The sequence below is a fragment of the Metapseudomonas resinovorans genome, assembly GCF_002003485.1.
Classification (GTDB): Bacteria; Pseudomonadota; Gammaproteobacteria; order Pseudomonadales; family Pseudomonadaceae; genus Metapseudomonas; species Metapseudomonas resinovorans_D.
On the sequence record NZ_BDMA01000042.1, the window covers coordinates 25,018 to 35,526 of the forward strand.

The 10,509-nt window shown below is 63.7% G+C and carries 9 protein-coding genes; 7 read left to right on the forward strand and 2 right to left on the reverse strand.

Features of this window, described 5'->3' with window-relative positions; genetic code table 11:
• Positions 1-3: 3 nt before the first annotated feature.
• The 6 genes from nuoI to nuoN are packed head-to-tail and all read left to right on the forward strand — an operon-like array spanning position 4 to position 6,242.
• Positions 4-552 (forward strand): NADH-quinone oxidoreductase subunit NuoI, encoded by a 549-nt coding sequence (gene nuoI / locus MnOB_RS11915; protein WP_077524440.1) that lies wholly within the window; start codon positions 4-6, stop codon positions 550-552.
• Positions 553-562: 10 nt separating this feature from the next.
• Positions 563-1,063 carry an NADH-quinone oxidoreductase subunit J gene (gene nuoJ, locus MnOB_RS11920; protein WP_077524441.1) on the forward strand — a complete coding sequence of 167 codons (501 nt, stop codon included), beginning with the start codon at positions 563-565 and terminating at the stop codon, positions 1,061-1,063.
• Between the two features lie 3 nt (positions 1,064-1,066).
• Positions 1,067-1,375: an NADH-quinone oxidoreductase subunit NuoK gene (gene nuoK, locus MnOB_RS11925; RefSeq protein ID WP_077524442.1), complete on the forward strand. Its 309-nt coding sequence runs from the start codon at positions 1,067-1,069 to the stop codon at positions 1,373-1,375.
• Positions 1,372-3,219, forward strand: a complete 1,848-nt coding sequence (nuoL, locus tag MnOB_RS11930) for an NADH-quinone oxidoreductase subunit L (protein ID WP_077524443.1) — start codon at positions 1,372-1,374, stop codon at positions 3,217-3,219. Before nuoK ends, nuoL begins: the two co-directional genes overlap by 4 nt.
• A 25-nt stretch (positions 3,220-3,244) precedes the next feature.
• Positions 3,245-4,771, forward strand: a complete 1,527-nt coding sequence (gene nuoM, locus MnOB_RS11935) for an NADH-quinone oxidoreductase subunit M (protein ID WP_077524444.1) — start codon at positions 3,245-3,247, stop codon at positions 4,769-4,771.
• A gap of 7 nt (positions 4,772-4,778) precedes the next feature.
• Positions 4,779-6,242 carry an NADH-quinone oxidoreductase subunit NuoN gene (nuoN, locus tag MnOB_RS11940; RefSeq protein WP_077524445.1) on the forward strand — a complete coding sequence of 488 codons (1,464 nt, stop codon included), beginning with the start codon at positions 4,779-4,781 and terminating at the stop codon, positions 6,240-6,242.
• Positions 6,243-6,309: 67 nt separating this feature from the next.
• On the opposite strand, the gene MnOB_RS11945 is transcribed toward nuoN, so the two are convergent.
• Complete coding sequence (locus MnOB_RS11945; protein ID WP_077524446.1) at positions 6,310-7,374, reverse strand: AI-2E family transporter; 1,065 nt, start codon at positions 7,372-7,374, stop codon at positions 6,310-6,312.
• 206 nt (positions 7,375-7,580) lie between these two features.
• The gene (locus MnOB_RS11950) at positions 7,581-8,900 is read right to left on the reverse strand and encodes a Na+/H+ antiporter family protein (protein ID WP_077524447.1); all 1,320 of its coding nucleotides are present in this window, start codon (positions 8,898-8,900) and stop codon (positions 7,581-7,583) included.
• 241 nt (positions 8,901-9,141) lie between these two features.
• On the opposite strand from MnOB_RS11950, the gene MnOB_RS11955 reads away from it, so the two are divergent.
• Positions 9,142-10,509, forward strand: a 1,368-nt coding sequence (locus tag MnOB_RS11955) for a methyl-accepting chemotaxis protein (RefSeq protein ID WP_158713801.1), incomplete at its 3' end; no start/stop codon positions are given.

The following is a 10,509-nucleotide window of genomic DNA, read 5'->3' on the forward strand; positions in this document are numbered from 1 at the left end:
GCCATGATCAAAGAAATCATCCACGTCGTGCATGGCACCTTCACCCAGCTTCGCAGCCTGGTGATGATCTTCGGCCATGCCTTCCGCAAGCGTGACACCCTGCAATACCCGGAAGAGCCCGTCTACCTGCCGCCGCGCTACCGCGGTCGCATCGTCCTCACCCGCGATCCCGATGGCGAAGAGCGTTGCGTAGCCTGCAACCTGTGCGCCGTGGCCTGCCCGGTCGGCTGCATCTCCCTGCAGAAGGCTGAGACCGACGATGGTCGCTGGTACCCCGAGTTCTTCCGCATCAACTTCTCCCGCTGCATTTTCTGCGGCCTGTGCGAAGAAGCCTGCCCGACCACCGCAATCCAGCTCACCCCGGATTTCGAGATGGGCGAGTTCAAGCGTCAGGACCTGGTGTACGAGAAGGAAGACCTGCTGATCTCCGGTCCCGGCAAAAACCCGGACTACAACTTCTATCGCGTGGCGGGTATGGCCATTGCCGGCAAGCCGAAAGGCGCCGCGCAGAACGAGGCCGAGCCGATCAACGTGAAGAGCCTGCTGCCCTAAGGAGACGCGCGTGGAATTCGCCTTCTATTTCGCCGCCGGTGTGGCCGTTGTCTCCACCCTGCGTGTGGTCACCAACACCAATCCGGTGCATGCCCTGCTGTACCTCATCGTCTCGCTGCTGGCGGTGTCGATGTGCTTCTTTGCCCTCGGTGCACCCTTTGCCGGCGCCCTGGAAATCATCGTCTACGCCGGCGCCATCATGGTGCTTTTCGTCTTCGTGGTGATGATGCTGAACCTCGGACCGGCGATTGCCGAGCAGGAGAAGAAGTGGCTCAAGCCTGGTATCTGGACCGGCCCTGCCCTGCTCTCCCTGGTTCTGCTGGCCGAGCTGCTGTACGTGCTGTTCGGCAACGCCACTGGCGCCACCATCGGTCACACCACGGTGGACTCCAAGGCAGTCGGCATCGCCCTCTTCGGCCCGTACCTGCTGGCTGTGGAACTGGCTTCCATGCTGCTGCTCGCAGCCCTGGTCGCCGCCTTCCACCTCGGCCGCCACGAAGCTAAGGAATAAGCCATGAACGCAATCCCACTGGAACATGGCCTCGCGGTCGCCGGCGTGCTCTTCTGCCTGGGCCTCACCGGCCTGATGGTGCGCCGCAACATCCTCTTCGTGCTCATGAGCCTGGAAGTCATGATGAACGCCGCCGCGCTGGCCTTCGTGGTCGCCGGCGCCCGTTGGGCCCAGCCTGACGGTCAGATCATGTTCATTCTGGTGATCAGCCTTGCAGCCGCCGAAGCCTCCATCGGCCTGGCGATCCTGCTGCAGCTGTACCGCCGCTTCCATACCCTCGATATCGACGCTGCCAGCGAGATGCGCGGATGAACCTTCTATTCCTCACTTGCCTGTTCCCGCTGCTTGGCTGGTTCATCCTGGCCTTCTCCCGCGGGCGTTTCTCCGAAAACACCTCCGCCGTCATCGGCGTCGGCTCCGTGGGTCTCTCGGCCCTGGTAGCCGCCTCGATCATTTGGCAGTTCAACGTGGCCCCGCCGGAAGGCGGCGTGTACACCCAGGTGCTCTGGCAGTGGATGAGCGTGGCGGGCTTCGCGCCCAGCTTCACCCTCTATCTGGACGGCCTGTCGCTGACCATGCTCGGCGTGGTCACCGGTGTCGGCTTCCTGATCCACCTGTTCGCTTCCTGGTACATGCGCGGTGAAGAGGGCTACTCCCGCTTCTTCGCCTACACCAACCTGTTCATCGCCAGCATGCTGTTCCTGGTGCTGGGCGATAACCTGCTGTTCCTCTACTTCGGTTGGGAAGGCGTGGGTCTGTGCTCGTACCTGCTGATCGGCTTCTACTTCAAGCACACGCCCAACGGCAACGCAGCGCTCAAGGCCTTCATCGTTACCCGCGTGGGTGACGTGTTCATGGCCATCGGCCTGTTCATCCTGTTCTTCCACCTGGGCACCCTGAACATCCAGGAGCTGATGAAGCTGGCCCCTGAGAAGTACGTGGCCGGTGACGCCTGGCTCTGGGTCGCGACCCTGATGCTGCTCGGCGGCGCCGTGGGAAAATCCGCCCAGCTGCCGCTGCAGACCTGGCTGGCAGACGCAATGGCCGGCCCGACCCCGGTCTCCGCGCTGATCCACGCGGCGACCATGGTGACCGCAGGCGTCTACCTGATCGCCCGTACCCACGGCCTGTTCCTGCTCACCCCGGAAATCCTCGAGCTGGTCGGCATCGTTGGTGGTGTGACCCTGGTCCTGGCCGGCTTCGCCGCCCTGGTGCAGACCGACATCAAGCGTATCCTCGCCTACTCCACCATGAGCCAGATCGGCTACATGTTCCTCGCCCTTGGCGTGGGTGCCTGGGACGCGGCGATCTTCCACCTGATGACCCACGCCTTCTTCAAGGCCCTGCTGTTCCTTGCCTCCGGTGCAGTGATCAACGCCTGCCACCACGAGCAGAACATCTTCAAGATGGGCGGCCTGTGGAAGAAGCTGCCGCTGGCCTACGCGAGCTTCATTGTCGGTGGTGCGGCCCTGGCGGCCCTGCCGCTGGTTACCGCGGGCTTCTACTCCAAGGACGAGATCCTCTGGGAAGCCTTCGCCAGTGGTCACGCCGGCCTGCTCTACGCGGGCCTGGCAGGTGCCTTCCTGACCTCGATCTACACCTTCCGCCTGATCTTCATCGCCTTCCACGGTGAAGCGCAGACCGAAGCCCACGCTGGCCATGGCGTTGCCCACTGGCTGCCGCTGAGCGTGCTGATCGTGCTCTCCACCTTCGTCGGCGCACTGATCACCCCGCCGCTGGCCGGCGTGCTGCCGGAAAGCGTCGGCCATGCCGGTGGCGAAGCCAAGCACAGCCTGGAAATCGCCTCGGGCGCCATCGCCCTTGCGGGCATCCTGCTGGCCGCCCTGCTCTTCCTCGGCAAGCGCCGCTTCGTCAGCGCCGTTGCCCAAAGCGCTCCTGGCCGCTTCCTCGGTGCCTGGTGGTTCGCCGCCTGGGGCTTCGACTGGCTCTACGACCTGCTGTTCGTCAAACCCTACCTGCTGGTCTGCCGCCTGCTCCGTCGCGATCCCATCGACGGCACCATCGGCCTGGTCCCGCGTGTAGTGAAGGGTGGCAACTTCGCCCTCAGCCGTAGCCAGACCGGCCAGCTGCGCTGGTACGCCGTATCCATCGTCGGCGGAGCCGTGCTCGTGCTCGGCGCCGTGCTGCTGACCTGAATCTTCTTAAGGAATTGAGCCCGTCATGATTCTGCCCTGGCTAATCCTGATTCCCTTCATCGGCGGCCTGCTCTGCTGGCAAGGTGAGCGCTTCGGCGCCACCCTGCCCCGCTGGATCGCCCTCCTCACCATGACCCTGCTGTTCGGCCTCGGCCTCTGGCTGTGGGCGACCGGCGACTTCACCCTGGCCCCCGCTCCCGGCACCGATCCGGTGTGGGCGCAAGAGTTCAAGGTGCAGTGGATCGAGCGTTTCGGCGTCACCATCCACCTGGCCCTGGACGGCATCTCCATCCTGATGATCGTCCTCACCGGCCTGCTCGGTGTGCTGTCCGTACTCTGCTCCTGGCGTGAAATCCAGAACCGCGTCGGCTTCTTCCACCTCAACCTGATGTGGATCCTCGGCGGCGTGGTCGGCGTGTTCCTCGCCATCGACCTGTTCCTGTTCTTCTTCTTCTGGGAAATGATGCTGGTGCCGATGTACTTCCTCATCGCGCTCTGGGGTCATAGTGGCAGCAAGGGCAAGACCCGCATCAACGCCGCCACCAAGTTCTTCATCTATACCCAGGCCAGCGGCCTGATCATGCTGGTGGCCATCCTCGGCCTGGTGCTGGTGAACTACAGCAACACCGGCGTACTGACCTTCAACTACGCCGACCTGCTGAAGGCCCAGCTTGCTCCGGGCACCGAGTACCTGCTGATGCTCGGCTTCTTCATCGCCTTCGCGGTGAAGTTCCCGGTGGTGCCGTTCCACTCCTGGCTGCCCGATGCCCACGCCCAGGCCCCGACCGCAGGTTCCGTGGACCTCGCCGGCATCCTGCTGAAGACCGCCGCCTACGGCATGATCCGCTTCGCCCTGCCGCTGTTCCCCAACGCGTCGGCCGAGTTCGCGCCGATCGCCCAGTGGCTCGGTGTGTTCGCCATCGTCTACGGTGCCTTCCTGTCCTTCGCCCAGACCGACATCAAGCGCCTGGTGGCCTACTCCAGCGTGTCCCACATGGGCTTCGTGCTGATCGCCATCTACTCCAGCAGCCAGATCGCGCTGCAGGGCGCCATCGTGCAGATGATCGCCCACGGCCTCTCTGCCGCCGCACTCTTTATCCTGTGTGGCCAGCTGTACGAGCGCCTGCACACCCGTGACATGCGCGAGATGGGCGGTATCTGGAATCGCATGCCCTACCTGCCCGGTATCAGCCTGTTCTTCGCTGCCGCCGCACTGGGCCTGCCGGGCACCGGCAACTTCGTTGGCGAGTTCCTGATCCTGGTCGGTTCCTTCCAGCAGGTACCGTGGATTGCCGTCCTGGCCTCCACCGGTCTGGTGTTCGGCTCGGTCTACTCGCTGATCATGATCCACCGCGCCTACTTCGGTCCGGCGAAGAACGAAAACGCCTACGAAGGCCTGCGCTATCGCGAGCTGACCATGGTCCTGGGCCTCGCCGCCCTGCTGATCCTGCTCGGCGTTTACCCGCAACCGGTACTGGATACCTCCGCTGCGACCATGCATGGCGTGCACCAGTGGCTGGATTCCGCCGTCAATCAACTCGTTGCCCGGTAAGTAGGTTATGGAATTCACGACTCAACACCTGATTGCCCTGCTACCGCTGCTGGTCACCTGCGCCACCATTGTCGTGGTGATGCTGGCCATCGCCTGGAAGCGGCACCACTCCTGGACCTTCGGCCTCTCGGTCATCGGCCTCAACCTCGCCCTGCTGTCCATCCTCCCGGCACTCAAGGTCGCTCCCCTGGAAGTGACCCCGCTGATGATGGTCGACAATTTCGGCGCCTATTACATGGCGCTGGTCCTGGCTGGCACCCTCGCCTGCGTCACCCTGATCCACGCCTACCTGGGTGGTGAGTCGGGCAAGGGCTACCCGGGCAACCGCGAAGAGATGTACCTGCTGATCCTCCTGGCCGCCGCCGGCGGCCTGGTACTGGTCACCGCGCAGCACCTCGCCGGCCTGTTCATCGGCCTGGAGCTGCTTTCGGTACCGGTTTACGGCCTGGTGGCGTACGCCTTCTTCAACAAGCGTTCCCTGGAGGCCGGCATCAAGTACATGGTGCTGTCCGCCGCCGGTTCCGCCTTCCTGCTGTTCGGCATGGCCCTGCTCTACGCCGACGCTGGCAGCCTGAGCTTCAGCCAGTTGGCCGCCGCCGGTACCTCCAGCGTGCTGTCCCAGCTCGGCATCGGCATGATGCTGATCGGCCTGGCGTTCAAGCTGTCCCTGGTGCCGTTCCACCTCTGGACCCCGGACGTGTACGAAGGCGCTCCGGCGCCGGTGGCCGCCTTCCTGGCTACCGCCAGCAAGGTCGCCGTATTCGCCGTGCTGCTGCGTCTCTATCAGCTGTCCCCGGCCACCGCCGGCGGCTGGCTGAACGATCTGCTGACCGTCATCGCCATCGCCTCCATCCTATTCGGCAACCTGCTGGCCCTGGTGCAGAACAACATCAAGCGTCTGCTGGGCTACTCCTCCATCGCGCACTTCGGCTACCTGCTGGTGGCCCTGATCGCGAGCAAGGGGCTGGCCGTGGAAGCCATCGGTGTCTACCTGGCTACCTACGTGCTGACCAGCCTGGGCGCCTTCGGTGTCGTGACCCTGATGTCGACCCCCTACAGCGGCCGTGACTGCGATGCCCTGTACGAGTACCGCGGCCTGTTCTGGCGCCGTCCGTACCTGACCGCCGTGCTCACCGTGATGATGCTGTCCCTGGCCGGCATCCCGCTCACCGCAGGCTTCATCGGCAAGTTCTTCGTGATCGCCGCCGGTGTCGAATCCGGCCTCTGGTGGCTGCTGGGCGCCATGGTCCTGGGTAGCGCCATCGGCGTGTTCTACTACCTGCGCGTCATGGTCACCCTGTTCCTGGTCGAGCCGAACCTGCGTCGTCACGACGCCGACTTGCACTGGGCGCAACGCGCCGGCGGCATCATGCTGCTGTTCGTCGCCCTGCTGGCGTTCTTCCTCGGCGTCTACCCGCAGCCGCTGCTGGACTTGGTCCAGCACTCCGGTCTGGTGGCCCTAGCCCACTAAGCGGAACCCGAGAAACGAAAACCCGGCCTTGTGCCGGGTTTTTCGTTTTGGGGGAAAGTGCGCGCGTCTAGGGCAGCATCACCTTCTTGCCCGTCTCAGTGAACAGGTCCCAGCTCGCCACGAACAACGCCGCGATCAGCGGACCGATGACGAAGCCGTTGAGGCCGAACAGCGACAGCCCGCCCAGGGTGGAAATCAGCACCAGATAGTCCGGCATCCGCGAGTCCTTGCCCACCAGCATGGGGCGGAGAATATTGTCCACCAGCCCAATCACCAGGATGCCGAACAGCGCCAGCCCTACACCCTTCCAGAGTTCGTCGTTGATCATGAAGAACAGAGCGACCGGTCCCCAGATCATCCCCGCCCCCACCAGGGGCAGCAGCGACAGGAACGCCATCATCACCCCCCAGAACACCGGGCTGGTAATGCCCAGGAACCAGAACACCAACCCTCCCAACGCCCCCTGGACAATGGCGACCACAATGTTGCCCTTGACCGTTGCCCGTACCACGCGGGTGAATTTGATCTGCAACCGGCGCTTGTGCTGCTCGCCGAGAGGGAACGCCATGCGCACATTGCGCGCCACTTCGTAGCCGTCGCGGAGGAAGAAGTACAACAGGTAGAGCATGACGAAGAAGCCGATCACAACCTCGAAGGTGTTCTGACCGATGGTGAACGCCTTCGTGGCGAGGAACTGGCTGCCTTGCAGCATGCCGCTGACGATGCGGTCGCGCACGCCGTTCAGGTTGCCGATGCCGAGGCGATCGAGTTGGCGCTGGAGGAAATTCGGCAACAGGTTCTTGAACTGCTCGACATAGCCGCCGATGTCCAGCTCGCCCGATTCGAGCCGATGGTAGAAATCGGCACCCTCCTGCACCAGCATCAGACCAATGAGCAGCACCGGCAGCACCGCAACGAGCAGGCAGATCGACAGCGTGATCATCGCCGACAGATTGCCCCGTCCGCCGAAACGCAATGCCAGTTCGCGCTGCAAGGGACTGAAGATCACCGCCAGCACTACAGCCCAGAATACGGCTCCGTAGAACGGCACCAGAATCCAGCAGAACGCGAGCGATACCACCACCAGAAGGAGGATCAGGGTGCGGTTGTGCAGTTGCCGCTGAGAAGCCATAGCAATGCCGCGGGGTGTAGAGGACCTACTGGGTTAGTCCGCGGCGAATCGGGGAAAGTGCTAACTGTTTTTGGCGCCGCTGCAGGGTGTGTAGGAGCGAGCTTGCTCGCGAAATAGCGCGCTCGGACTCTTCGCGAGCAAGCTCGCTCCTACGGGGAGCATGATGCGGAACTGGCGAACCAGCCCGGCAATGGCGTCCAGCGACCTTACAGCACCATCGCCGCGACCCAGCCGAAGGCCAGCAGCGGTAGGTTGTAGTGCAGGAAAGTCGGTACCACGGTGTCCCAGATATGGTTGTGCTGGCCGTCGACGTTCAGGCCAGAGGTGGGCCCCAGGGTGGAATCGGATGCCGGGGAACCCGCATCGCCCAGCGCGCCCGCGGTACCGACGATGCTGACGATGGCCAGCGGGCTGAAACCCAGTTGCACGCACAGCGGCACGAAGATGGCCGCGATGATCGGCACCGTGGAAAAGGACGAACCAATGCCCATGGTCACCAGCAGGCCCACCAGCAGCATCAGCAGCGCACCGAGCGCCTTGCTGTGCCCGATCCAGGCCGCCGAGGTGTCCACCAGGGTCGCGACGTGGCCGGTCTCTCGCATCACCTCGGCGAAGCCCGAGGCGGCAATCATGATGAAGCCGATCATCGCCATCATCTTCATGCCTTCGGTGAACAGGTCGTCCGTCTCCTTCCAGCGCACCACACCGGACAGCGAGAAGATCACGAAGCCCAGCAGCGCGCCGATGATCATCGAGTCCAGCAGCAGTTGCACCACGAAGGCAGCCACGATCGCCACGCCGGCGACACCCAGGCTCAACGGGTTGTAAGCGACGCTCACTTGCTCGGCCTGGGCGATACGTTCCAGGTCATAAGTGCGCTTGCCGCGATAGCTGATGAACACCGCGATGAGCAGGCCGGCAACCATGCCCAGGGCCGGTATCAACATCGCCTCGGTGACATTCACACCGGTAACGTCCACGCCACTTTTCACCACATTCGCCAGCAGAATTTCGTTCAGGAAGATGTTCCCGAACCCCACCGGCAAGAACATGTAGGGCGTAATCAGGCCGAACGTGATTACGCAGGCGATCAGCCGGCGGTCGATGGCCAGGCGCGTCAGTACATATAGAAGAGGCGGTACCAGCAGCGGAATGAACGCGATATGGATCGGCAGGATGTTCTGCGAGGAGATCGCCACGCACAGCAGCAGAGCCACCAGCACCCATTTCAGTGCGTTGCCCCCGTTGGCCTCCTGCCTGCCCACCAGCGCCAGGGCCTTGTCGGCCAGTGCGTGGGCCAGGCCGGAACGCGCGATGGCAACGGCGAAAGCGCCCAGCAGCGCGTAGGACAGCGCCACGGTGGCACCGCCACCGAGCCCCTTGTTGAAGGCCGCCAGGGCACCGTCAATTCCCAGGCCGCCGAACATGCCGCCTGCCAACGCACCAATGATCAGGGCCACTACCACATGTACCCGGCACAGGCTGAGGACCAGCATGATCCCCACCGCCGCCACTACCGCATTCATCGCCACTCCTCGGTCCTGCGGCCTTGCCAGCCAAGGCTTCTGCCGCGAAAAAAAGCGCGCACTCTGCCGAAACCGGCCGTCCCTGTCAAAAGCGTTCGGAATATTAGTCGGACTGTGCATAATTCTTGCCTGCAAATTGCACCCTCGTGCATTCCGCACGGCTATTCGTCGTCTACGCGTCAAGAAATCGCCGACCGCGCCGACAACGAATGAAGTTCCGACGAGACAGAAGGAAGCCCCAATGCCGTTCAATCGCCTGTCCATCCAGTGGAAGATCACCCTGCTGGTCGGCCTCTGCCTGCTGGCCATCGTGACCCTGCTGGTCGGCTCATCCCTGTACCAGTCCAAGCGCAGCGCCAGCCTGGTGAAGGCCGACAGCAGCCAGATGCTCGACCAGAGCGCGCGCCTGCGCCTGGAGGCCCGCGCGGAGCTGCAGGCAATCCGCATCCAGCGCTACTTCATGGACAACTACCAGTACGGTAAAGGCTTCTCCCGTCAGGTCCTGTTCCTCAAGGAGCAAGCGGAAAAGCGCTTCCTCGACGCCTTCGACCTGCGCGAAGACCTGACCCGCCAGGTGCGCACCAGCCTGGAGGCCAACCCGGAGATCCTGGGCCTGTACCTGGTCTTCGAGCCCAATGCCCTGGACGGCAAGGACGAGCTCTTCGCCGACCAGGCCGAACTCGGCAGCAACGACAAGGGCCGCTTCTCCCTTTATTGGTCCCAGCCTTCTCCTGGCAAGCTCGAGTCCGAGTCGATGACCGAAGAACTGCTCGCCGACAGCAGCACCGGTCCCAGCGGCGCCCCTTACAACGCCTGGTACACCTGCCCAATGAAAACCGGCCAGGCCTGTGTGCTGGACCCCTACTTCGATAACGTGGGCGACCGTCAGGTGCTGATGACCAGCATCGCCTTCCCGCTGCAACTGAACGGCAAGACCGTCGGTGTCATGGGCCTGGACATCAGCCTGGAAAGCCTGCAGCAACTGAGCATCGCCGGTAATCGCGAGCTCTATGACGGCAACGGCCACGTCAGCATCCTCAGCCCGGCGGGTCTGCTCGCTGGTCACAGCCGCGATGCTGGCCTTCTCAGCGCCAAACTGGACAAGGCCTTCGGTGCGAAGGCTGCTGAGCTGGCTGGCAACCTGCAGGCCGGCAAAGCCGTGGAAATGGAGCACGACGGCATGCTGCGCGTCATGCAGCCGTTCAAGCCCATCCCCACCGCCGCGCCCTGGAGCGTGCTGCTGGAAGTCCCCGAGAAGGTCCTGCTGGCGCCGGCACTGAAACTGGACGCCAAACTCGACCAGCAGAACGACACCGCCAACCTCACCGGCCTGTTGATCGGCCTCGCCGCCGCCGTCGCCGGCCTGCTGTTGGTGTGGCTCACCGCCCGTGGCGTGACCCGGCCGATCCTTGGCGTGGCCAGCATGCTCAAGGACATCGCCACCGGCGAAGGCGACCTGACCCGCCGCCTGGACTACGCCCGCCAGGACGAACTGGGCGAACTGGCCGGCTGGTTCAACCGCTTCCTCGACAAGCTGCAACCGATCATCGCCGACGTGAAACGCTCGGTGCAGGACGCCCGCAGCACCGCCGACCAGTCCGCCGCCATC